This is a genomic window from Deferribacter desulfuricans SSM1 (genome assembly GCF_000010985.1).
GTDB classification, from domain to species: Bacteria; Chrysiogenota; Deferribacteres; order Deferribacterales; family Deferribacteraceae; genus Deferribacter; species Deferribacter desulfuricans.
This window is the reverse complement of record NC_013940.1, coordinates 104419-127829: the sequence shown is the minus strand read 5'-3', so window position 1 is coordinate 127829 and position 23411 is coordinate 104419. Positions and strand designations below refer to the sequence as shown.

Sequence of the window (23411 nt, the reverse complement as noted above, 5' to 3'; positions counted from 1 at the left end):
GATTGACTTCCTCCTCTCCCTAAAGGAAGAGGATTCCCATCTACGCTATCGATGGAAGCGGTAATCCCTCACGGTTTCCCGCTGGTTCCTGCTTCAGCGTATACTCTCTGGCATACTCCACAGGCGTGACTTCCCGCAAGCCCTGCGGTAGGGTTATAAGGTTTTCCTTCCTCATCGCTCTCATTAAAACATTTATCGCACCTACCAAATCAGCATTAGACGTAAAACCACACTTTTTGCATACAAATACCGCTTGGTTTTTGCGGTTTTCCTTATTAGTGTAATCACATAGAGGACAGGTTATAGAGGTGTTTTTAGCGTCAACTCTAACCAGTTTCCCCCCATTTCTCTGGAGTTTATACTCAAGCAGTTCAAAGAACCTACCCCACGCTCGAGAAAGAATGCTTCTGTTTAAGCCTGATTTAGCTTTTACATTACGTCCGGGGCTGTCTTTTGTGCCTTTTGCAGATTTGGTTAGGTTCTTAACCTTTAAATTCTCTACAGCCACAAAGCCGTGTTTTTTGGCTATGGCTGTTGTTATTTTATGTAGGTAATCGTTTCTCACATTTGCTATCTTAAGCCACATCTTTGCTATTTTTCTTTGGTGTTTTTTGTAATTATTAGAAAACGGTGTCTTATCTCCTTTTTTGGTAGGGTGTTGTTTTCTCGAGAGTTGCCTTTGGAGTTTGATTAGTTTTTTCTCATATTTACTTAAATCAAGAGGCTCGAAGTAACAACCGTTGGATAGTGTGATTATCTTTTTTACACCTACATCTATACCCACGGGGTTGGATAGATTTTCTTTAATTGATGTGTCTTTTTCGGTAACTACGCTTATATACCAGCCATCGGCGTATCTTTTAACTGTTACATTCTTTGGTTTGCCAACTATGTTTCTTGATTTATAAAACCTAACCCATCCTATTTTAGGTAAAAATATTCTATTGTTATTTATCTTAAAGCCTTGAGGATATCTAAAGCTGTCTGGCGATTTACCTTTCTTCCTGAAGTCTGGAAAAGATATACCATTGCCTTTGGTAAAAGCACTGTCTATGGCTTTGTATAAATCCTTTAAGGTTTGTTGTAGAATTTGAGAATGTGCTTCTTTTAAGAAAGCGTATTCTTCGGATTGTTTCCATAATTTAAGCATTCCCGCCATTTCGTTATAGGTAGGTATAGTAGCAGTATTTTTGTAATATTGTGGCAAGTGGATATTGATGATTTTATCTACCTTTTTTATATCAAGCTTTTGTTTTATTAAAGCAATAGCTTTATTCCATACAAACCTACAAGAGCCGGCAAATTGGGCGAACTTGTTTTCTAACTCTTCATTGGTCTTGAGTTTAAATTTAAAGGCTTGACATGTAATCATTGTTATATTATAGTATTGGTCTATGGAAAAGTCAAGTAAAATTAGAACTGGTAGGCATTGTGTTTTTCTTCTGCATGTGCATTTGGTCTTTGTAACTAAATACAGAAAGAGCGTATTTCAAAAGAAACACTTAGAAACCTTAAAGGAAATCTTCGCCAAAGTCTGTCAAGATTTTGAGGCAGAACTGATAGAATTAAATGGAGAAAGCGACCATGTCCATTTGCTTGTAAACTATCCGCCAAAGGTGGCAGTCTCAAAACTGGTAAATTCGCTAAAAGGTGTTTCTTCCAGAAAGCTAAAACAAATCCATCCTGAATTAAGGCAGTATTACTGGAAAAACGCTTTATGGTCTCCAAGCTATTTTGCAGGTTCCTGTGGTGGAGCTCCGCTTGAGGTTATCAAACAATATATTGAAACCCAGAAGACACCCACTACATCACCTACCTAAAAGAATGTGTCTTGTGGGTGGTGGAGGGATAAACATCTGAAAATAATTTTGAATAAAATTCTGCTACATAAGAAGGAATATTTTCACTTAAAATATTCAATAATCTTTTGTTTATAGCATTCCTTGTATAATCTGTATGATACTTAATATTTGCTGTATTAAACATTAATTTACCTCAAACCATAAAATTTATAATTTATAAAATTTAATAATTTTTATTCAAAATTTTCTCTTAACAACTCATTTTCATAACTCTTATATAAATAAATAAAACAAGGAATAAGATAACGTAATAAAGTTTCATAAGATTTATATAACTGCTGTGTGGATATTATAGTATTGCTTACAATAATATCAAATAATTCAAAATATTTAGAACTAATTGAATTTAATAAAGTTAATATTTCTTCTTCTTTTAAACTGTAGTTAATTTTATATAAATCAAAAGGAACATTATTTACAATATTTAAACCATATAAACCTAAAATTTTACCTGTATCAAAAAATAATTTAGTAAGAACAGACATTGGTAGATGTAAAATAGCTTCTATTAAGTCAAAATATTTTTTAGCATATGAAGAATTTAATAAACTAGTATCAAAATTATTAGATCTAAAAAAATCATAAATAATATCTTTGTAATTAATCTTTAATTTTTGCTTATTTTTTTTAATTAAGTCTTCTAATATAGAATAATTATTTAAATTAGCTAATACACTATAATAATAAAAAAGGCTACTTGTAGTATGCAAGTAGCCTAACTTATTAAAATAACTTTGTATTGAATTTTTTGAAAAAACCATTGAATTAAAAAATCCTTTATATATTGCATCAGGTTTTATTATTTCACTTGTATACATATTAACACCTCAAACTTATCTTTATACAATATACATATTTATTTACATATTCATACCTAATTCTTCTAATTTTTGATTAATAGTTTGTTCTAACTGATTAAAATATTTAGTAATTTTTTCTTCAGCTACAGGAATAGTTGATTGAATTAATCCCATTTTAAATTTCTCTTTTTCATTTAACATAAATGTAGGTAACTGTTCTTCATAGAATTTGAATACTTTATTCATTCCTTCTTTCATTACTTTACTTAATACTTTCAATAATTCAGCTTGAACTTCACGAGAATTTTTAAAATGTGTACTAATTTCAGCTGCTGCTTGAGAATAATAATTCATAAATAACTGCTCAAAATTTTGGAAATACATGTCTATTATTTTTGAATATTTCTCCACTAACTCTTCTTGTGGAATACTTTCCAACTTACCTATACCTTCTTTTATTTCTACTACCCTATCCATATCTAAATTCATTGCTTCTTCCATTAAAGCTACAAAAAAGTTAAAAGTTGTCCTAGTTGCTTGATCTTTAAATGCTTTTTTTACTTTAGTGAATTCTTTTTGGTCTAATCCTGTTGCATTTTCAGGTACACCAAAATGAATAGCTAAATACTTACCATAAGTATCATGAAGTGTACTTTCATATTGATAATCCATTAACATTTCGTAAGCATGCATTTGTTTTTCTGAATCAGGAAACCATGAAAATATCATTGGTTCCTCAACAGCCATTTGAGCAACTGACAAATAAGGATATGATTCGCCGTCAACTGTTTCTGCATATGATGTAAATACTTCTTCAAATTTGTGAGGATATTTATCTTCCAATAAAGCTATAAGGTTACCCAAAGCAAAAGTGTTAAAGAAAACAGTATCCTTGTCCTCTCTAATGAGCTTTTTGAATGCCAACCCAATTAACTCTGATAATCCTACTTTAGTTAATTCAATACCATAGTTTTCTTTTAAATTTTTTCTAGATTCTTCATCTAATTCAAGTACAAATGGGTTTTTATCTTCTAATTTCATTTCTTTAGCAAATTTCTCTATTTCCTCACTTTCCCAGTAATGCTCTTCTCTAAGGAAATGTGCTATTTTTTCTACATGGTCACATAAATTTGCCATGAATATACCTCCTTTTATACAAATTTATAACTTTAAATCGTTGTGTACATTGTTATAATTAGCTTCTATATCTGTGTTATTCTTTTCATATTTAATATCAAAATAATATAATAATTCTTCTTCAATAAGTTCAGGTAATATAGGATTACTACAATTACATAAAACATGTAATGTATCAGGTTCGTTATTTGATTTTATATATAAATCACTAAAGTCGTTTTCTTTCAATGCAGTCACTAAAATATCACTACTTACAACATCAAAAGATGAGGTTACGTAAAACTCCAAATTATTATTGCAATTTTCACATTTTATACTCATAGACCACCTCACATATTATTTTCAAAATTATATATTAGGTTCATCTGAAACTACTGTATTACTATTCTGTTCAGTATAACTACTGGTAGCATCAGAATCAGGTTCTTTCTCTACATTTTCTAAAGATTCTTTATACTCTTGCTCTTTCTCTTTGACTAATTCTACAAGTTCATTTATTCTATTTTCAAATTTATCTAATATTTCACTATCAAGGTTTTGCTCTTTTAAACTTTTTATAACTGTACTTACAGCTTTTTTAATTTTTCTTTCATCTATAAATGATACTTGAGAATAGCTCTTCGAAGTAAAATTGCGCAGTAAGAATGTTGACATTTGCACAATCTTCCTTTGTACAGGCTCTAAATAAGCATTTTGAAATTGTAATGCACTTAAACTATTCTTAATATTTTCTTGAATGTTTTGTACCTGCTGAATATCATGTTTTTGCTTGCTAAAATTCAAATAACTTAATAAATAAGCCATAGTTATTATACTTGAAAAATAATATTCAGCCCAAGCTTTGGAATCTTTTTGAAAACTAAAAGCTGATAATTTTTCAATATAATTATCTATAATATTAAATAACTCTAGTGTTTCTAAAGAACTTAATTGTCTAAAAGCATCAGGTGTGTCTAAAAATCTATATTTTAAGTAATATAAAATATCTTCATCTTTATTTATAGCTTTTTTAACTGCTTTCTTTTCAGTTACATCTAACTTTTCAAATTTTGAAGTCAGTAAATACTCTTTCATAAAATCAAGTCTTTCTTCAATTATATCTGATATAGTTTTATAATCTTCAGGAAAATCTATAATGCTTCTATCGAAATTTATATAATGTTGAAACATTGACTTACAAAAAGCTCTTACCTGGTCAAATACTTTTGTATATATATTTTCTAAATTCTGCTTATTTGTTCTATCTACATTATAATAATCTAAATAATAATTAACTAATGTATCTACAAATACCTGTAATAAGTTATACTGTCTTGTATGCATTACAGCTAATTTAGGTCTTTTATTACTAATGTATTTATCATCTCTTGTCATATCAGGAATTATAATAAACATCCTTGATAATAATGTATTTAATGTATTACCAATTCTATCTTTAGCACTACTGCTGGAAAATCTTATATCCTCTGCAGAACCTAATACTTTAACCTTTTTAAATTTTTCATCTCTTAAAGTTAGATCAGTATTTTTCACAAAGTCTTCAACTGTACAATAAGATTCATCTTCACCTTCAAAATACTGCCCTGCTAATATTACTACAGGTATTTCATTAATAGTTCTTTCACTGGTTAGATAAGCAAATAACGGAGCAACAATTTCAGGTTTGTCCTTTATAGCTTTATCTATTTCATCTAAAAATACTAATGTTCCTTTTGTATCAGGATACAATTGAGGCACATAGGTTTTAATAAAATGTACATATCCAGTACCTTTATCTTCGTAAGATGCTGTTTCAAGGAAATTACCACTTGCTGCATCAATTTGGCTTTTTGGAATACTTGTCTTACGAGACATCTCATTTACCATCGTAGTTTTCCCAACACCAGCTTCAGCACTTAACAAAATAGTAAATGGAGTGTTCACATTATATATGGAATAATATTTATAAAAATTTGTTTGTGTAAATGGAACTTCCCTCTCTTTTTTTCTCTGTAGTAAATTGAATTTTAATTCTTGAAGCACTATAGAATCTACTTCAGTAGATATATTTTGATTTATATCTAATAAATTATAAACAGCTGGGAATACTCCTTCTTTTAAATAAGCAAATAATGCCTTTTTATGCTCTAAAGATTCAGTATTTTCAAAAAAAGATACCAGCCTTTCAGTAAGTAAGTTAATACCATCCTCAATAGTTTGTAAAGTTTCATTGTTTAATTGTTTCAATTGTAAAGCAAAGTTTTCCCAATTAGCTCTATTATTTATACTTTCAGGGTTATAATAATCCAAACCTACTTTATCCATTACACTTTTAATAACATCTATACTTGTGTGAATTTTTATTAATTCTTGTCCAGTTTTTTCATCATCTACATTAAATAAAGTTATTAATAACTCGTCTAAATTAAAATATTTGTTTAATGAAAAAATAAAATACGCTTTAGTAAAAAAATTGTATGGTAAAGGAAGTCTTGAACGATAACCTAATTTATTTGTTACACTAAAAGGAATATAATAAATATTAATATCATTGTTTTTTATATCTTCAAGACGTTCAGATGTATTATCTCCTGCAAATAGTAACTCTTTTAAACTCACTTTTTGATTAGTAATAGGATTTTTAATTATTTTACTATTAATATCAAAACGTTTAAAAATAATATTTTCTATATCTTCTATAGCAAAATTAGACTCATCACCCTGGTCCCTTAACAATCCTTCAAAATATTCACCATATTTTGCTAATCTATGATTTAATTTTACATCTGTACCTGTATATGACTTATAAGCTTTATAAAAAACATAAGATAATAAAAAACTCATTTGTCTACTTATTCTATTAACATGATAATAAGAAGTATTCTGATTATTCATAAAATCTGATAATTTCATTTACTACCTCTTCTTTTAATGATTTACATATTAATATTAAATTACTCTATTATTAATATAACAAAAAAGAATTTTTTTATTTTATGAAAAACCATATTTATTTATTTTTATTTAAAATAATTGTGTAGTTATTTACACAAACAACTCATTAATTCTGGATTAATAGCCCATAACCCACGCCTATATTTTTTAGCTTCTTTTAAATATTTATCTAATACTTTAGGATATTTAGCTTTTTTATAAATACAAGCATACCCATTTCTAATGATTTCAAAATTATAAGGTTGATCATAACCTTTTTTATACACAACAGCTAATCTTCTATTATAATAACCCTTACCATAATAATCTACTTCAACATTTTTACTATCAGCAAAGTATTTTTTAGCATAACTTGTAGCTAGTTTACCTAATTTAATCATTTCTTTTTTAGTAGTATTACATTTAATAACATCTTTATTTAGTTTTTTAGATGAATATTTTTCAGGTGTATCTATCCACATAAGCCTTAATTTAATTTTTTGGTTATTTTGATTTAATACAATGAAAGTATCACCATCGGAAATTTTGATTATACGAGCTAATTCACCAGCATATAAATTAAACGATATTAGTAAAAATAAAACAAAATATATTAATTTTAACTTCGAAGATAACAATTTTTGCATCTTAAACCTCTATATAAGTATGTTATATTAGCATTTTTATTAGTATATTTTTCATCTAAATGATTTCTTAATAATTGAAAGTAATTATTATAATATTGACTTCCTCCTCTCCCTAAAGGAAGAGGATTCCCATCTACGCTATCGATGGAAGCGGTAATCCCTCACGGTTTCCCGCTGGTTCCTGCTTCAGCGTATACTCTCTGGCATACTCCACAGGCGTGACTTCCCGCAAGCCCTGCGGTAGGGTTATAAGGTTTTCCTTCCTCATCGCTCTCATTAAAACATTTATCGCACCTACCAAATCAGCATTAGACGTAAAACCACACTTTTTGCATACAAATACCGCTTGGTTTTTGCGGTTTTCCTTATTAGTGTAATCACATAGAGGACAGGTTATAGAGGTGTTTTTAGCGTCAACTCTAACCAGTTTCCCCCCATTTCTCTGGAGTTTATACTCAAGCAGTTCAAAGAACCTACCCCACGCTCGAGAAAGAATGCTTCTGTTTAAGCCTGATTTAGCTTTTACATTACGTCCGGGGCTGTCTTTTGTGCCTTTTGCAGATTTGGTTAGGTTCTTAACCTTTAAATTCTCTACAGCCACAAAGCCGTGTTTTTTGGCTATGGCTGTTGTTATTTTATGTAGGTAATCGTTTCTCACATTTGCTATCTTAAGCCACATCTTTGCTATTTTTCTTTGGTGTTTTTTGTAATTATTAGAAAACGGTGTCTTATCTCCTTTTTTGGTAGGGTGTTGTTTTCTCGAGAGTTGCCTTTGGAGTTTGATTAGTTTTTTCTCATATTTACTTAAATCAAGAGGCTCGAAGTAACAACCGTTGGATAGTGTGATTATCTTTTTTACACCTACATCTATACCCACGGGGTTGGATAGATTTTCTTTAATTGATGTGTCTTTTTCGGTAACTACGCTTATATACCAGCCATCGGCGTATCTTTTAACTGTTACATTCTTTGGTTTGCCAACTATGTTTCTTGATTTATAAAACCTAACCCATCCTATTTTAGGTAAAAATATTCTATTGTTATTTATCTTAAAGCCTTGAGGATATCTAAAGCTGTCTGGCGATTTACCTTTCTTCCTGAAGTCTGGAAAAGATATACCATTGCCTTTGGTAAAAGCACTGTCTATGGCTTTGTATAAATCCTTTAAGGTTTGTTGTAGAATTTGAGAATGTGCTTCTTTTAAGAAAGCGTATTCTTCGGATTGTTTCCATAATTTAAGCATTCCCGCCATTTCGTTATAGGTAGGTATAGTAGCAGTATTTTTGTAATATTGTGGCAAGTGGATATTGATGATTTTATCTACCTTTTTTATATCAAGCTTTTGTTTTATTAAAGCAATAGCTTTATTCCATACAAACCTACAAGAGCCGGCAAATTGGGCGAACTTGTTTTCTAACTCTTCATTGGTCTTGAGTTTAAATTTAAAGGCTTGACATGTAATCATTGTTATATTATAGTATTGGTCTATGGAAAAGTCAAGTAAAATTAGAACTGGTAGGCATTGTGTTTTTCTTCTGCATGTGCATTTGGTCTTTGTAACTAAATACAGAAAGAGCGTATTTCAAAAGAAACACTTAGAAACCTTAAAGGAAATCTTCGCCAAAGTCTGTCAAGATTTTGAGGCAGAACTGATAGAATTAAATGGAGAAAGCGACCATGTCCATTTGCTTGTAAACTATCCGCCAAAGGTGGCAGTCTCAAAACTGGTAAATTCGCTAAAAGGTGTTTCTTCCAGAAAGCTAAAACAAATCCATCCTGAATTAAGGCAGTATTACTGGAAAAACGCTTTATGGTCTCCAAGCTATTTTGCAGGTTCCTGTGGTGGAGCTCCGCTTGAGGTTATCAAACAATATATTGAAACCCAGAAGACACCCACTACATCACCTACCTAAAAGAATGTGTCTTGTGGGTGGTGGAGGGATAAAGATTTTCTTCTCATAAACACACTCCTTCTTGTTATTTTCTATGATTTATATACTATATATTATATTAAAATAACATAACTTTGTCAACTAACTTTACTAGCATTAAATACCACTAATATGTCATAAAATATGTTTATAAATATTTATTTTATCATTTTTAAAATTTTTTCTTTTAACTGTTCAACAACTTTATTATGTATTTGACATACACGAGCTTCAGTTACACCTAATATTTCTCCAATTTCCTTCATAGTGAGTTCTTCATAGTAATATAAAGTAATTACTAATCGCTCTTTTTCTTTTAAATTTTCAATTTCTTTTTGTAATATATCTATAAGTTCTTGTTTACTTACCTGTTCTTCAGGAGTTAATAAATCTGATTTAATAAAATCAATTAATGAATGACCTTCATTATCATCTTTATCAAGCAAAGTATTCAAGCTTATAATATGAGTTTTATCTGAAAGTTCTAATAAATTATAAATTTCTTCTGTATCAATACCATATTTTTCAGCAATTTCTTCAGGAGTTGGTTGTCTTCCAAGTTCTTTCGATAATGTTTGTATTTTATTTTCTAAATCTTTTAATTTGGTTCTTTTCGTTCTAGATAAAAGATCTAATCTACGTAAGACATCTAAAATAGCACCTTTAACTCTTTTTTCGACAAAATATTTAAAATCAATATTTTGCGATGGATCATATCTATTTAAAGCCTCAACAAATCCATAACAAGCTGCAGAATATACTTCATCTATATCAATATGATCTGGTAATTTAGAATAAGCTTTTTTGACCCAGATATCTATTTTAGGTAAAAATTCTTTTGTTAAATCTTCTTTATTGTAAAACTTATTATTATATAAGTATTTATTTTTTTTACTAAAATTAATAAAATTATATTGTTGATGCATTATGTTGTATCTCCAATTTAGTATTAAAAAATTTATGATCTTGTTCTTTTAATTAAGCTATCAATCTTTCTTATTGTTGCAGTTAATACTTCTTTATGTTTAGTTAAATTATCGTTATTTTTTTCAAATTGTAATACTGCTTCTGCAATCTCTTTGCAATGCTTTAACCCAGCAATTTTTTCTTCTTTATCGTTTCCTTTTACGAAAATTTCAGAAGCTACTGTGATAGTGTATAAACATATCCCATCTATAGTTATATCATTATTTTTATAAATAAGTATTAATTTATCTTTAATAATATCAAACAATATTTATAACCTCCTTTTTATCGTTTTCATCTAATATACAGTAATTTTAAAGTAATTTTTTAATAAATTATTGATAATTATAATATTTAAAATAATTATTACGTAAATAATTATTTTTTCTCATAATTAACAGTACTATATTTATTATATTGTAAATACATTATGCTGCATTTCTAAATTCTTATTTAATGTTAACAAATCTATTACTTTAGTATGTATTTCCCCAATAAATAAATCCATATCATTTGTGTTATTCAATAATATTTTCTCATTAGGCAAATTTTCCATAATACCCTGAATATCCATTTCGGACGGATGATTAGGATTGAAAACAATACCATTACTTTCAGCTCTCTTACGTCTTATCTCTTCATCAGCTTCTATACCGTAAATATCAAAACCCAACCTTAATGCTTGTTTATATTCATATATACGTCTAATATCATCACATAAAATTACAGATGGACGACCAAGGCGAGTTTGTGCTTTCTCAAAGTTTTTTACTTTTAAACTAAAGATATCAACAAAATAATATTGACCAAAAATTTCTTTTAAGAATTCACCAGCAAATTGAAGAAATAATCTATCTTTTTTATCTTCAGGTAATTGCTTATCTCTATTATTATATAATTGTTCTAAAACATGTAACATATCTCTGGTAGATAAATCTAATCCCCCAGGTAATAATGTCCCAAATAATTCTAACATTGACTTCCTCCTCTCCCTAAAGGAAGAGGATTCCCATCTACGCTATCGATGGAAGCGGTAATCCCTCACGGTTTCCCGCTGGTTCCTGCTTCAGCGTATACTCTCTGGCATACTCCACAGGCGTGACTTCCCGCAAGCCCTGCGGTAGGGTTATAAGGTTTTCCTTCCTCATCGCTCTCATTAAAACATTTATCGCACCTACCAAATCAGCATTAGACGTAAAACCACACTTTTTGCATACAAATACCGCTTGGTTTTTGCGGTTTTCCTTATTAGTGTAATCACATAGAGGACAGGTTATAGAGGTGTTTTTAGCGTCAACTCTAACCAGTTTCCCCCCATTTCTCTGGAGTTTATACTCAAGCAGTTCAAAGAACCTACCCCACGCTCGAGAAAGAATGCTTCTGTTTAAGCCTGATTTAGCTTTTACATTACGTCCGGGGCTGTCTTTTGTGCCTTTTGCAGATTTGGTTAGGTTCTTAACCTTTAAATTCTCTACAGCCACAAAGCCGTGTTTTTTGGCTATGGCTGTTGTTATTTTATGTAGGTAATCGTTTCTCACATTTGCTATCTTAAGCCACATCTTTGCTATTTTTCTTTGGTGTTTTTTGTAATTATTAGAAAACGGTGTCTTATCTCCTTTTTTGGTAGGGTGTTGTTTTCTCGAGAGTTGCCTTTGGAGTTTGATTAGTTTTTTCTCATATTTACTTAAATCAAGAGGCTCGAAGTAACAACCGTTGGATAGTGTGATTATCTTTTTTACACCTACATCTATACCCACGGGGTTGGATAGATTTTCTTTAATTGATGTGTCTTTTTCGGTAACTACGCTTATATACCAGCCATCGGCGTATCTTTTAACTGTTACATTCTTTGGTTTGCCAACTATGTTTCTTGATTTATAAAACCTAACCCATCCTATTTTAGGTAAAAATATTCTATTGTTATTTATCTTAAAGCCTTGAGGATATCTAAAGCTGTCTGGCGATTTACCTTTCTTCCTGAAGTCTGGAAAAGATATACCATTGCCTTTGGTAAAAGCACTGTCTATGGCTTTGTATAAATCCTTTAAGGTTTGTTGTAGAATTTGAGAATGTGCTTCTTTTAAGAAAGCGTATTCTTCGGATTGTTTCCATAATTTAAGCATTCCCGCCATTTCGTTATAGGTAGGTATAGTAGCAGTATTTTTGTAATATTGTGGCAAGTGGATATTGATGATTTTATCTACCTTTTTTATATCAAGCTTTTGTTTTATTAAAGCAATAGCTTTATTCCATACAAACCTACAAGAGCCGGCAAATTGGGCGAACTTGTTTTCTAACTCTTCATTGGTCTTGAGTTTAAATTTAAAGGCTTGACATGTAATCATTGTTATATTATAGTATTGGTCTATGGAAAAGTCAAGTAAAATTAGAACTGGTAGGCATTGTGTTTTTCTTCTGCATGTGCATTTGGTCTTTGTAACTAAATACAGAAAGAGCGTATTTCAAAAGAAACACTTAGAAACCTTAAAGGAAATCTTCGCCAAAGTCTGTCAAGATTTTGAGGCAGAACTGATAGAATTAAATGGAGAAAGCGACCATGTCCATTTGCTTGTAAACTATCCGCCAAAGGTGGCAGTCTCAAAACTGGTAAATTCGCTAAAAGGTGTTTCTTCCAGAAAGCTAAAACAAATCCATCCTGAATTAAGGCAGTATTACTGGAAAAACGCTTTATGGTCTCCAAGCTATTTTGCAGGTTCCTGTGGTGGAGCTCCGCTTGAGGTTATCAAACAATATATTGAAACCCAGAAGACACCCACTACATCACCTACCTAAAAGAATGTGTCTTGTGGGTGGTGGAGGGATAAATCGTCTGAAAGTTTTTTAGTTTTTATAGCCTTCTCAATTTTAGCTAAATTAGAACCAGAAAAATAATGTTGTAAATCATAAAGCGTATCAGCAAATTTAATTATCAAAACATCATCGGTAGTAAATATTTTATAAAATTTCATTAATAAATAATGTTGTATATAGGAAATAGCTGTAGTTTTACCTGCACATTGTTGACCTAAAGCTGCAATTTTTAAATTAAAAGTTTTCATAACCCACCTCTTCTTTTTCTTTAATGTTTTCTAATGATTTGATATAGTCATTATTGTTTATGTTTATTTCTTTTAATATTATAACTGAAAGTAATATAATTAAATAAAGAAAAATAAACATTACAAATAAAACTTTTATGCTCATTGTATCCATATTATATATATCCTTATATTGTATATATTTTATATATTATATTTATAATTGATTATAACTTAAAAATACGGGTTTATTATATACAAATTTACATTTTTGTACTTCTGTATCAACATGATAATGCCCACAAAACCAATATTTAAAATGCGTTAAATCATAAATTACTTGCAAACTTTTCATAAATTCAACTCCATCTACATCGTAATATTTATAAGGAGCTGGATTCAATTTATTACATAGTTCCAAAAAAATTTTGTATGGAGCTGTATGAGTTAATATAATGTCTACATTAAATTTTGTTTTTTTCAAGTTTTTAGTAGCATACCTAACTTCATTCATGGTTGGTAATTCTTCAAACCACCAATCTATACCAGGTGTTCTAATACTTTTGTCAATAGAAGAACCACCACCAAAAGCAAAAATTTTATAATCTTTTATTTTATAAATATTACCTCTTTTAAGATGAAAGATATTTTTTCTTAGTTGTCCAACTTTATTTTCATATTTATGGGTTTCAGGTAAATTATTAACTATGTCAAAATTTTCATGATTACCATCTATGTAACATATTTCTATAGGTAGTTTTTCTAATTCATCCAATATTTTATTTTCTTCTTTATCATTATAAAATGGTAATCCAAAATCACCTAATACTATAATTATTTCAGGTTTTTTTGTTTCATAAACATCTAAGACTTTATTGTATTCAAGTTTTCCATGAGTATCACCTATAATTGCTATCATACCCTACCCTCACTAATATATTATCTATATATAATTTACATCACTACTAATATTTGATTTAGTATAATAATTAGATAATCTTCTTAAGTAAATTATAAACCATATCGAACCAAACAATATAGCATGTTCATAACGGTATGTTATATACTTATTAAAAAGATCATCATAATAATACATAAAAATATCTGATAAATTATTTAATTGTATATATTGTTTATATGAATACCTAAAAAAAGGTTTAATAAACATACCCTTACAAAAAAACTTTTTCATGATTGTATTAGTTACTAACACAATAAAAGAATCTAAAATATCGGAATTATTTTGAACTATTTGATTTAGATTAACGTTTCTATCGTTAAATCTTACATCTAAAAAATTTAATAATTGATATTGTATTTTTTCCTGTTTTTCTTGTTTTAATCTATATAAAAAATAATTTAATGTTTTATAAATTAATATTTTTTCCATATTTAATGTTGATTCTTTGTAATCTAATTTTAGAGAAAATAATTCTACTAACAAACCATACAATAGTACTTTATATTTAACTATAGGTTCTAGTAATCCTATAACTGTTCTATTAGCTAACTTACTAAACATATTATATGAAATTAATTTAAATAATTTATTATTATCGTTTGTAATTTTAAATAAAGATTCTTCTATAAAAGGTTTTGTAGTCAAATTATAGAGTATGTTTAAATAATCTTTAGGCATATGTAATAAAAAAATTATATCATAATCTTTGATAATTTTTATGTTCGTTGAAAAATCCATATTAAACCTCATTTTGCAATATTTTAATTTTTATATATTATATTATAATTTACTACTAATGTCAACAAAGCAATCACTATTTAATCATTATTGATGAATTTTCAAATTTTAAATTTCAACACTTATAATATATCAAATAAATTTTACAACTTTAAATAAAATAAAAATTTAACAAATATTTTTTAATTATTTAAATAAATTGGTTATATAATTAAATATGCACAAGTTTAATATAAATAAAAAAATAATTATATTTATAATATTTATATTTCTATTAATATTTTTTCTTATATTCAGTTATTTAAGTATAAAAAAATTTTCCTGTAATATATTTACTAATTCTGCCAAATATATGAAAAATAAAACAACAACAATAAACAATAATAATAATATAACAAATTCTTTTATAGTGAATATAAAAAATGTAAAAATAAACGATCAAGAATTACAAGCCATTATCTCTTTAGCTCTATATATACAAAATTATGAACTAGTAAACCAACTACAAAATCAAAAAAATAAATTGAAATTATTTCTTATGGATCTTGTTATAACAAATGATTATCTAAAACATCATTTGTTACATTATCATTTAAAAGAAGTAAGAAATTATTTATTTAAAATATTTCAAGAAAAATATGGAAACAATATAACATCTCTTTGTATTACTAAATGTATAGTTACAAAAAATATTTAAAAAAAAACAAAAAACTATCAAACATCCAAGTAAACTTAATATAAATCGCTATATTAAATTGACATTTAGTTAAATTTATCATATAATATATTGGGTTCGGTTAAAAATACTAATGAGGTGATTTATGAAAAATCTTTTTAAAGGTATTACTAAGTTAGTTAAATTTTTTTTAGTCATTTTTTTTGTTTTTTTTGTTTTTATCTTAAATTTACATGCTGAAAATCTTTCGAATGTACCATTAACAAAAAATGAAATGTTAGCAACTATTAATATATGTCAGTTACATACAAAAGATTATATTTTTGGTTATATGGATGCTGAAGAATCAAAACCATATATGTATGGGCACAATATAATTATGAACCATCTGCAAAAAAATAATCTTGGAAATATTGGATTAGCTTTAGAAAAATTCTTTATAACAGCTTACAATTATGGACAAAATACTTTCATAAAGAAGATGCTAAACAAATTTGAATTAGCAGAAAATTCTTTAACAACTAACAATTTTTCCTGTATTCCTACTGTTGCCAAAACGATATTTAAAAAACAGGTTGACGGCTTATTAGGAAATGCTGTTCTTGTTTGTACATATTCTGCATTGATCTTGAACTATGGTTATGAAACAAAAATAAAAAACCTTAATGATCAACAGGCAAAAAAATATATAGCTAGTAAATTTGAACAAGTGTTAAAAATGAAAGCAAATGATTTTGAATCAATTTTTGAACAATATAAGAATGTATTTAATACAGCAAGAACAGATACTCTTCCTTCTTCTAAAAATAAGTTAGATTATGCTTTATATATTTTAGATTTAAATAATAAGTGTACAATTAATCAAATTAATAAATTTTACGGTAAATATCCTAATAAGTAAAAAACTTATTTAATAACAGTAAAGCATCTTCGTTTTTTGATGTAATAACATAATGAACTTGAATAAACGAAGATGTTTTACTGTTCCTTTATTCTACCTTAATTTTTAATACTATTCTTGATACCTGTTATCATAGATAATATTCGTTATATTGAAATATCTTTTGTTATCTGTAAAATACAATAAAATAACTTAACAAAAATTATAAAATTATTTATAATATCTTTAAAAAAATATAGACATTTAAAATTAAATATATTATATATATTATTGATATGTATTATAAAAATTACGTATTAGGAGGAGTAATGATAAAACGTTATAAAGTTTACTCCAATTTTAATAATAATTATAAAATTATTGAAGTTGATACAAACAAACTACAACAATTGCTAGAATCATATAGCTTAGATGAAATTGTAAATGCTGTAGGATTAGGTATAGAAGGTTTCAAAACTAGACTTGTAATTAATCCTGAAACCTATTCAATAGATCCTATTAGGGTTCCATATAATAATGGTACACAAGTAGTATATCCATATACAAAACATCTGTTTACAGTTATTAGTTTTAAAGATAAATATAAAACATCTAATATAGTATTAGAAAAAGAACTATCCAAGTATTGGTTCTCTCTGTTCAACAATTTCCCTGAATTTACTCAATTTATTTTTAATAATTATTCTCAATATTTTTCTAATGTACCTGAAAAAGAAAAATTAAAAGAAATAATTCAAAACTTACCTGGTACAATTAAGTCTAAAATTATAGATTTTATCTTAACAGAGTATTTATATACTGATATACAAAACAGGTTAAACAGATTAAGCGTAAATGATATAATTAACCATTTAAATATAAATTGTAAACCTATTACTGAAAATACACAAAATGTTTCTTACTATGATATAACTTTATAATTTTTTATTAATTATAAAATAAAAAAGGCTGTTTAATTACATAATAAGTAATACATAATGCCGCTATAATATCATTTAAGTTATTTTTATTAAAATTAACTAATTCGTTATTATTATTTATTGATCGATAGAATTTTAAGGCTGTTTCTTCAAAAAGCTTTTGTTTATTTATTTTATTCTTCTTATATGTTCTTAAATTATAACCATATTCATTCAATATAAAATTTTGCCATGAAGATGGAAACACAGTGTGAATCTTTAAATTTAAAATATCTGTAAACCAAAATTCAAACCTAAATGCTGTTTTTAATAAACCAATAATATCTTTATGATTGCCTTTTCTAATATTAATATATTGGTTTTCCACTACAATAATAGGAGGTAAATTAGTATAAGAATTTTCTACTAGTTTTAACCAAAATTCTTTTTTTTGGGAATCATAAACGCCAACTTCAATGTTAATTTTTTGCTTATTATCAATTAAAATTCTTGAATAAGCACTTTCTTTTGTATCCGGATCAATACATATAATATAATGCATAAGCTAAATCCTTATATTTTATTTTTTTAATATATTATTTTTTATCTTGTTTTTTATTTTATTAATTTAACTTTATTAATTTATTATATTATAAAATAACTAATTTGTCAAATATTTTATTAATTAAATATTTACTTAAATATTATATCAAATATTTTAACCCAAATAATTAAATAAAATCTGTTATATATATTACAGAAAAGCTATTATATTTGGATGTATTATTATATTTGGAGGTATATCCATGGGCGAAGTAATAACTAAAATGAAAATCTTTAGTGGTACTATTTCTTATAATAGAGAAAAAAATAGTTTAAATACATATCCAACTAAATTAGCTGTTTATAATGATGCAGATCAATACTTAAATTCATATAAACTAACCACAAATCAATTAATAAAATTAACCTATACACTTAAAAATCTATTGCTGGGAGATACAATTGAAAATGTTAACAAAGGCCAAGAATTAACTATAATTGAAGATTCTAATTTTAGTCTAAAACTAGCAAATGTATCTTATATTATAGATAAATCTACACCGTATAGAAAAAACATAACTAAAATAGTATTAAAAATTCATGATAAAAAAACTAATACTACTTATACTATAATTAGAGATTATAAATTATTATTAAAATTACTCTATCAACAATTAAATAAATACTGCTTTAAATTAAAAGATATACCCCAATTATTATATCAATATGCACTTTTTAGACTAAACGATCCTGAATATTTAATAAATAAAACTAAATCAACTTTATTATACAATTTCCTAGTTGGTAAAATGTTTAGCTTAATAGATGTAATTAATGAACCTATAGATAAAAATAACAGTTTAAATATTTATTTATATATAAATAATTTTAAATCTAAAAGTAATAAAAACAAAATAAGTAATGATCTTGAAATATCGTATTCAATTAAGCAAAATAAACAAATTGTAGATAAAGGAACTCTTATTAATTTAAGTCCTTTATATTCACTCCTACATACTATTGAAAAGGAAATTAATAAAAATAAAAGAGATACAATAAATATTTCATTAGAAGATGCTCGTAGCACTATATTCAACTTTATAATTCAAAAGCTTCATGATCAAATCAATCCTACTATACATAAATTTTCTAAAAAGTTTAATATTTCAGGTAATATTATTAGTTATTTATTAAATATTGCTGAACTTATTACATTTTCAATAACAACTTGTGAACCTTATAAATCAGCTGATATATCTAACCAGCTCTTATATACCTTACTTACAAAAAACCAGTATAATATCGATATTATTGATAGTTTTATAAAAGAATATAAACAAATATATGAGAAAGATGTTGAACATACTGCTGATACAACAACTGATACAGTAGATACAGTAACTGATACAACAACAGTTGATAATACAACCAATACTGTTATTGAACAGCCAATGGAGAATACTCAAGATACTAATTTAATTAAAACCGAACCTGTAGAAATTGAACTAATAGATTTAAGTAATGGTGTAGATGAAGAAACTGAATTACAAGAAATAGAATCATCTATATATATAGATCAAACAAACACTAAAGAAGATGAACTATTAGATCCAATTATAGAAGAAACTATTACTAATATTTTAGTATCAGAAAATGAAAATCAACAACAAACTAATAAAAATAAAGAATTAACTACTTTAGATATTATAGATGTAGATGATAATAAAAATGGTTTAGATATTAATTCTATAATTTAGATTATGATAAATAATATTGATAAATAAAATGTATGGAAGGTGTATATATGAATAAAACGACTAATCAGAATGATCAGAATGATATTAATCAAACAAATATTGTGCAATTCAACTGCCATATTTCAGAATTTAAATATAATCAATCACAATATGGTTTTATTTATTTTAATAATATTAAATTACCTAGTTTTAATTTACTTAAATGGGTATTTGATAAAAAAAACTTAACTTCAGCAGAAAATAAAAAAATTAATAAAGCTGTACAAAATATTTTTTTAGATTATTTAAAAGATTTAGATTATAAAGCTAAAACTGAAAAATTTACTTATAAGCAATCATTAAGTGTACCTGTTTTGTATCAAAACAGGTATGTTAATTTATTAAGCTTAAGTAACCCTAAGTTAATGCATAATTCTTCATTAAATCTCATTCTTATGGATGAAAAAGACAAAGATATACAAAGTTTAAATTTATATCCTTATGTTAATATGCAAGACAAACTAACATTTTACCAAAAATTACCTTACATAATTACATTAGAAGGTATAAATATAGATACTTTCAATCAACATATACTAGATTCAATAGAACAAACACAAAAAAATAAAAATAAAAAATTTGATTATAGAAGTATTGTTTATTCTATAAATCCTAATGTAATTATTGAATTACAATATGACATTTTAAATTATTTTTTTAATGATATAACCCAATTTATTAAATCTCATAAGTATTATGATGTATTAGTAGATAATGGACTAACAAATTTAGATTACTTAACATTATACCCTATTGAATTTCAAGTAGTAAAAAATATATATAATAACTCAGAATTTAAACGTATTGTTAATAAATTAATACCTGTAAATACACTTACTCATGATATAAATACAGAACAAACTAAAACCTGTTTTAATCAAGATTTTGATACTTTATTTTATATAATTAAAAATAAAGATTATGCGTTACTACATAATTATTTTAAAACTATTTATATTGAAATATTAAAACAAAAACGCCAGGGATATTATGATAAATTAAGTAATATTCTATTTAAAGAAAAATTAGGATCTGATTATAATCAACCAAAATCAGATATTTCAAATGATAATGAAAATCTTATAGATTATATATCATTAGAATTAAAAGAGAATAGTATCCTAGTTCAAGATGATATAGACTTCCCTACCCTTTATGAAAATGAAGAAGAACAATCAGAAATAATTAATGAAGAAAATATTAATGAAAATATTGAAAAAGACGAAAACATGGAAATAGATAATAAACCAAACTTGTTATTTGATGATTTAGATATGTGATTTCTCTAATTTAAAGATACAAATTAACTAAATTCTTTCTTGATAAAAAAATATCTTAATATTAAATTATATATTAGTAAATTTATATATTAATAATATGTATTAATAAAAATAAACAAGATTAATAAGGAGGTTTTTATTAATGAAACATGAATTACTTTTAACTGTTTTATTAATATTAATTACTATAACACAATATATTTTATACAAAAAGGATAAACAAGAAGCAAAAGTAAGAGTCAAAATTAGAAACAAAAACAAACTAGTAAACCAGTAAATTTATTTTTCATAATATTTTACTTTTAAATACACTTTATCTTTATCTATAATCTAATTTAATTCTAAGCTATTTTTTTTATAGTTTCATTTCACAGTTTCATAGTATCTGTTAAAGAATAATCATCACTAGCATTATTATTTGTATTATTATTACTGCTTTGTTGTGTTTGTGTTGGAGAATTTTGTCCTGTTAAAGTATTAAGTGTATCATAAATACTTTCTTTAGCTTCAATTACCTGTTTAACAACTGCAAATGGATCAGTTTCTTTATGTTTCAATAAACTAATAATACTGCCTTCCATTTCACTATTCTTTGCATTTAAAATCTTTAATACATTTGTTTCTATATCAGCAGCACAAATATATACAATAGGATTTTTACAATGACTATCCAAACGTCTAATTCTTGCTTTTAATTGCGACATTACTTTAATATCATAAGTAAACGGTTCAGTAATAATCATTTTTGAATAAGCACGAGCATTTAAACTTGTTGTTATCATATTTGCTGAAGCTATAAAGATATCAGGTTGTTTTACTTTATTGGTATCACCATTTACTACTGCATCTAATAAACCTGTTTTTTCAGCTTGTTTTTTAGTGCTTGCTGTATAAACACCAATTTCAGCTATATTACCAAAATCTTGCTGTATTTTCTCTATTAAATATTCTTGTGTTTTTTGATATCCAGAAGTTACTATAATTTTTTCTTTATTTGATAAAGCTTCTTGTATTGTAGGTTTTACATAATGTTCATACTTCCATTCCACCATACTTTTGTATGAAACTACACTTAACAACTCAAAAAATGAGTTTATTAATTTGTTTATTTCAACATTACTGTTTAATGCTATAGATAAAAACTTATTTAATGCCTCTTTCATATCCTGAGAAGTATAATCTATAGAATATTCTTGAGGCTTAGGTATATAATATTTTTCAGTTAAATTAATTTCTGATACATCTTCATGTCTTCTTAAATGTACAGGTGGAAGCTTTTGTTTTATCAATTCAACAATATTATCACCATAACCTTTATCTGAATTAATTATTCTTTCAATAGCTTTCTTATCTGTATTCTTTAAACTTTCCAATAATGCAGTTTGTTTTTCAGATAAACTAATTGTGTTATTAGCTAATCTACTATTAATGTCTTTAACATAATCTAATAATTTAGATGATTTAATTTCATATGCATTAACAGATTTACCATATTTAGATTCAAAATCTGTTAATGTAGTTGTATTGCTAACATATGGATCAGTTAAATATAACATACTGTAAAACGTACTTAATCTACCATCGTTAATGGTACCAGTAGCTCCTATAACTGTCATATACTTTTTAGCAAATGATACAATTGATGATAATAATTCGCTTTTTGCTGACTGTAAGTTGTTTATATACTCATGAAATTCATCTATAATAAGGACCAGTTTTTCTCTGTCACTTTTAAAATTGTTATAAGCTACTTCTTTTAATTTTTTAAGAAAATTCTTTTTAATTTTATAATATGAATTATTTAAACTGTAAGTACTTAATGTTTTCACCTCGTTGTCAAGTTTAATTACTTCATATAATCCAGATTCATTAATTCTGTGATATATATTATCACCTAATACAAACAAAGGTTCGCCACAGTTAGAACAATAAGGAATTTCCTTATTCAATACTGACATAGGTACTGGCTCGTTACATGAAGGACAATCACAACTAGTATAATGTATAAAATATTCTAATATTGTATTACAGTTTGGACATTTTTCAGTATCTGGATTTTTAATCTCGAAACCACAATCAGGACATATCTGAACATTCTCATTTATTTTTATATCACAATTTAGAAAGTTTTCTCTGTTAGTAATAAAAATTTCTTCTTGAATATCCTCTTCTTTGTTTTCTACATACTTATCATAAACATTATTTACATTCTTTAATCTTGATTGAGAATAATAAGGATTAGCTAATAAAGTATTTATTTTTTTGCAGAATCGCTTAATGGATAAATCATCTTTTATTAAAACTGATTCAAAAATTGTATTGT

The 23411-nt window shown here is 26.3% G+C and carries 27 protein-coding genes; 9 read left to right on the top strand and 18 right to left on the bottom strand.

Translation table 11 applies throughout. The annotated features are described in order from the left end of the window. Nucleotides 1-40: 40 nt before the first annotated feature. Nucleotides 41-1372, bottom strand: a complete 1332-nt coding sequence (locus DEFDS_RS11625) for an RNA-guided endonuclease InsQ/TnpB family protein (protein ID WP_013008876.1) — start codon at nucleotides 1370-1372, stop codon at nucleotides 41-43. Nucleotides 1373-1394: 22 nt separating this feature from the next. On the opposite strand from DEFDS_RS11625, the gene tnpA (DEFDS_RS11620) reads away from it, so the two are divergent. Next, complete coding sequence (gene tnpA, locus DEFDS_RS11620) at nucleotides 1395-1820, top strand: IS200/IS605 family transposase (protein ID WP_013008875.1); 426 nt, start codon at nucleotides 1395-1397, stop codon at nucleotides 1818-1820. Here the strand turns inward: tnpA (DEFDS_RS11620) and DEFDS_RS13020 are convergent. From DEFDS_RS13020 to DEFDS_RS11590, 7 genes are all read right to left on the bottom strand, one after another. Next, on the bottom strand, nucleotides 1813-1986 hold the full coding sequence (locus DEFDS_RS13020; RefSeq protein WP_153801543.1) for a hypothetical protein: 174 nt from the start codon (nucleotides 1984-1986) through the stop codon (nucleotides 1813-1815). The genes tnpA (DEFDS_RS11620) and DEFDS_RS13020 overlap by 8 nt on opposite strands. Before the next feature lie 49 nt (nucleotides 1987-2035). After that, nucleotides 2036-2680, bottom strand: a complete 645-nt coding sequence (locus DEFDS_RS11615) for a hypothetical protein (RefSeq protein WP_041224022.1) — start codon at nucleotides 2678-2680, stop codon at nucleotides 2036-2038. 42 nt (nucleotides 2681-2722) lie between these two features. Then, nucleotides 2723-3799, bottom strand: a complete 1077-nt coding sequence (locus DEFDS_RS11610; protein WP_013008958.1) for a hypothetical protein — start codon at nucleotides 3797-3799, stop codon at nucleotides 2723-2725. 24 nt (nucleotides 3800-3823) lie between these two features. Then, nucleotides 3824-4120, bottom strand: coding sequence for a hypothetical protein (locus DEFDS_RS11605; RefSeq protein ID WP_013008957.1), 297 nt, complete (start codon nucleotides 4118-4120; stop codon nucleotides 3824-3826). A 27-nt stretch (nucleotides 4121-4147) separates the two neighbouring features. Further along, nucleotides 4148-6691: an ATP-binding protein gene (locus DEFDS_RS11600; RefSeq protein WP_013008956.1), complete on the bottom strand. Its 2544-nt coding sequence runs from the start codon at nucleotides 6689-6691 to the stop codon at nucleotides 4148-4150. 128 nt (nucleotides 6692-6819) lie between these two features. Next, nucleotides 6820-7359, bottom strand: a complete 540-nt coding sequence (locus tag DEFDS_RS11595) for a thermonuclease family protein (protein ID WP_013008955.1) — start codon at nucleotides 7357-7359, stop codon at nucleotides 6820-6822. 133 nt (nucleotides 7360-7492) lie between these two features. Beyond that, on the bottom strand, nucleotides 7493-8824 hold the full coding sequence (locus tag DEFDS_RS11590; RefSeq protein WP_013008876.1) for an RNA-guided endonuclease InsQ/TnpB family protein: 1332 nt from the start codon (nucleotides 8822-8824) through the stop codon (nucleotides 7493-7495). 22 nt (nucleotides 8825-8846) lie between these two features. On the opposite strand from DEFDS_RS11590, the gene tnpA (DEFDS_RS11585) reads away from it, so the two are divergent. Beyond that, complete coding sequence (gene tnpA, locus DEFDS_RS11585) at nucleotides 8847-9272, top strand: IS200/IS605 family transposase (protein WP_013008875.1); 426 nt, start codon at nucleotides 8847-8849, stop codon at nucleotides 9270-9272. Between the two features lie 176 nt (nucleotides 9273-9448). Here tnpA (DEFDS_RS11585) and DEFDS_RS11580 read toward each other — a convergent pair whose 3' ends face one another. From DEFDS_RS11580 to DEFDS_RS11565, 4 genes are all read right to left on the bottom strand, one after another. After that, complete coding sequence (locus DEFDS_RS11580; protein ID WP_013008954.1) at nucleotides 9449-10216, bottom strand: sigma-70 family RNA polymerase sigma factor; 768 nt, start codon at nucleotides 10214-10216, stop codon at nucleotides 9449-9451. A gap of 32 nt (nucleotides 10217-10248) precedes the next feature. Beyond that, nucleotides 10249-10524, bottom strand: a complete 276-nt coding sequence (locus DEFDS_RS11575; RefSeq protein WP_013008953.1) for a hypothetical protein — start codon at nucleotides 10522-10524, stop codon at nucleotides 10249-10251. Nucleotides 10525-10668: 144 nt separating this feature from the next. Next, nucleotides 10669-11232, bottom strand: a complete 564-nt coding sequence (locus DEFDS_RS11570) for a hypothetical protein (RefSeq protein WP_013008952.1) — start codon at nucleotides 11230-11232, stop codon at nucleotides 10669-10671. Nucleotides 11233-11269: 37 nt separating this feature from the next. Next, nucleotides 11270-12601: an RNA-guided endonuclease InsQ/TnpB family protein gene (locus DEFDS_RS11565; protein WP_013008876.1), complete on the bottom strand. Its 1332-nt coding sequence runs from the start codon at nucleotides 12599-12601 to the stop codon at nucleotides 11270-11272. 22 nt (nucleotides 12602-12623) lie between these two features. Here DEFDS_RS11565 and tnpA (DEFDS_RS11560) point away from each other — a divergent pair, with 22 nt between their 5' ends. Next, a complete protein-coding gene (tnpA, locus tag DEFDS_RS11560) occupies nucleotides 12624-13049 on the top strand; it encodes an IS200/IS605 family transposase (protein ID WP_013008875.1) in 426 nt (141 codons plus the stop codon). Here the strand turns inward: tnpA (DEFDS_RS11560) and DEFDS_RS11555 are convergent. Genes DEFDS_RS11555 through DEFDS_RS11545 form a run of 4 tightly spaced genes read right to left on the bottom strand, consistent with a single transcriptional unit; the run spans nucleotide 13046 to nucleotide 14993 of the window. Continuing rightward, on the bottom strand, nucleotides 13046-13315 hold the full coding sequence (locus DEFDS_RS11555; RefSeq protein ID WP_013008951.1) for a hypothetical protein: 270 nt from the start codon (nucleotides 13313-13315) through the stop codon (nucleotides 13046-13048). The genes tnpA (DEFDS_RS11560) and DEFDS_RS11555 overlap by 4 nt on opposite strands. Next, nucleotides 13302-13460 carry a hypothetical protein gene (locus tag DEFDS_RS13015; RefSeq protein WP_161595896.1) on the bottom strand — a complete coding sequence of 53 codons (159 nt, stop codon included), beginning with the start codon at nucleotides 13458-13460 and terminating at the stop codon, nucleotides 13302-13304. The genes DEFDS_RS11555 and DEFDS_RS13015 overlap by 14 nt, the downstream gene beginning before the upstream one ends. Nucleotides 13461-13511: 51 nt before the next feature. Next, the gene (locus DEFDS_RS11550) at nucleotides 13512-14213 is read right to left on the bottom strand and encodes a metallophosphoesterase family protein (protein ID WP_013008950.1); all 702 of its coding nucleotides are present in this window, start codon (nucleotides 14211-14213) and stop codon (nucleotides 13512-13514) included. Nucleotides 14214-14237: 24 nt separating this feature from the next. Continuing rightward, entirely contained in the window at nucleotides 14238-14993 is a 756-nt protein-coding gene (locus DEFDS_RS11545; protein WP_013008949.1) for a hypothetical protein, read from the bottom strand. Nucleotides 14994-15345: 352 nt separating this feature from the next. Here DEFDS_RS11545 and DEFDS_RS11540 point away from each other — a divergent pair, with 352 nt between their 5' ends. The 3 genes from DEFDS_RS11540 to DEFDS_RS11530 all read left to right on the top strand — a co-directional run bounded on the left by DEFDS_RS11540 (nucleotide 15346) and on the right by DEFDS_RS11530 (nucleotide 17490). After that, nucleotides 15346-15690, top strand: a complete 345-nt coding sequence (locus tag DEFDS_RS11540; RefSeq protein ID WP_153801541.1) for a hypothetical protein — start codon at nucleotides 15346-15348, stop codon at nucleotides 15688-15690. A gap of 124 nt (nucleotides 15691-15814) precedes the next feature. Next, on the top strand, nucleotides 15815-16570 hold the full coding sequence (locus DEFDS_RS11535; protein WP_013008948.1) for a hypothetical protein: 756 nt from the start codon (nucleotides 15815-15817) through the stop codon (nucleotides 16568-16570). A 308-nt stretch (nucleotides 16571-16878) separates the two neighbouring features. Continuing rightward, the gene (locus tag DEFDS_RS11530) at nucleotides 16879-17490 is read left to right on the top strand and encodes a hypothetical protein (protein ID WP_013008947.1); all 612 of its coding nucleotides are present in this window, start codon (nucleotides 16879-16881) and stop codon (nucleotides 17488-17490) included. A 7-nt stretch (nucleotides 17491-17497) separates the two neighbouring features. Here the strand turns inward: DEFDS_RS11530 and DEFDS_RS11525 are convergent, their stop codons facing one another. Next, nucleotides 17498-18031, bottom strand: coding sequence for a hypothetical protein (locus tag DEFDS_RS11525; protein WP_013008946.1), 534 nt, complete (start codon nucleotides 18029-18031; stop codon nucleotides 17498-17500). Nucleotides 18032-18275: 244 nt separating this feature from the next. Between DEFDS_RS11525 and DEFDS_RS11520 the strand changes: the two genes are divergently transcribed. From DEFDS_RS11520 to DEFDS_RS13355, 3 genes are all read left to right on the top strand, one after another. Then, nucleotides 18276-19769, top strand: a complete 1494-nt coding sequence (locus DEFDS_RS11520; RefSeq protein ID WP_013008945.1) for a hypothetical protein — start codon at nucleotides 18276-18278, stop codon at nucleotides 19767-19769. A 32-nt stretch (nucleotides 19770-19801) separates the two neighbouring features. Further along, on the top strand, nucleotides 19802-21088 hold the full coding sequence (locus tag DEFDS_RS11515) for a hypothetical protein (RefSeq protein WP_161595895.1): 1287 nt from the start codon (nucleotides 19802-19804) through the stop codon (nucleotides 21086-21088). A gap of 142 nt (nucleotides 21089-21230) precedes the next feature. Beyond that, nucleotides 21231-21365: a hypothetical protein gene (locus DEFDS_RS13355; protein ID WP_269446365.1), complete on the top strand. Its 135-nt coding sequence runs from the start codon at nucleotides 21231-21233 to the stop codon at nucleotides 21363-21365. 91 nt (nucleotides 21366-21456) lie between these two features. On the opposite strand, the gene DEFDS_RS11510 is transcribed toward DEFDS_RS13355, so the two are convergent. After that, nucleotides 21457-23046: a hypothetical protein gene (locus tag DEFDS_RS11510; protein ID WP_041224020.1), complete on the bottom strand. Its 1590-nt coding sequence runs from the start codon at nucleotides 23044-23046 to the stop codon at nucleotides 21457-21459. Nucleotides 23047-23411 lie beyond the last annotated feature (365 nt).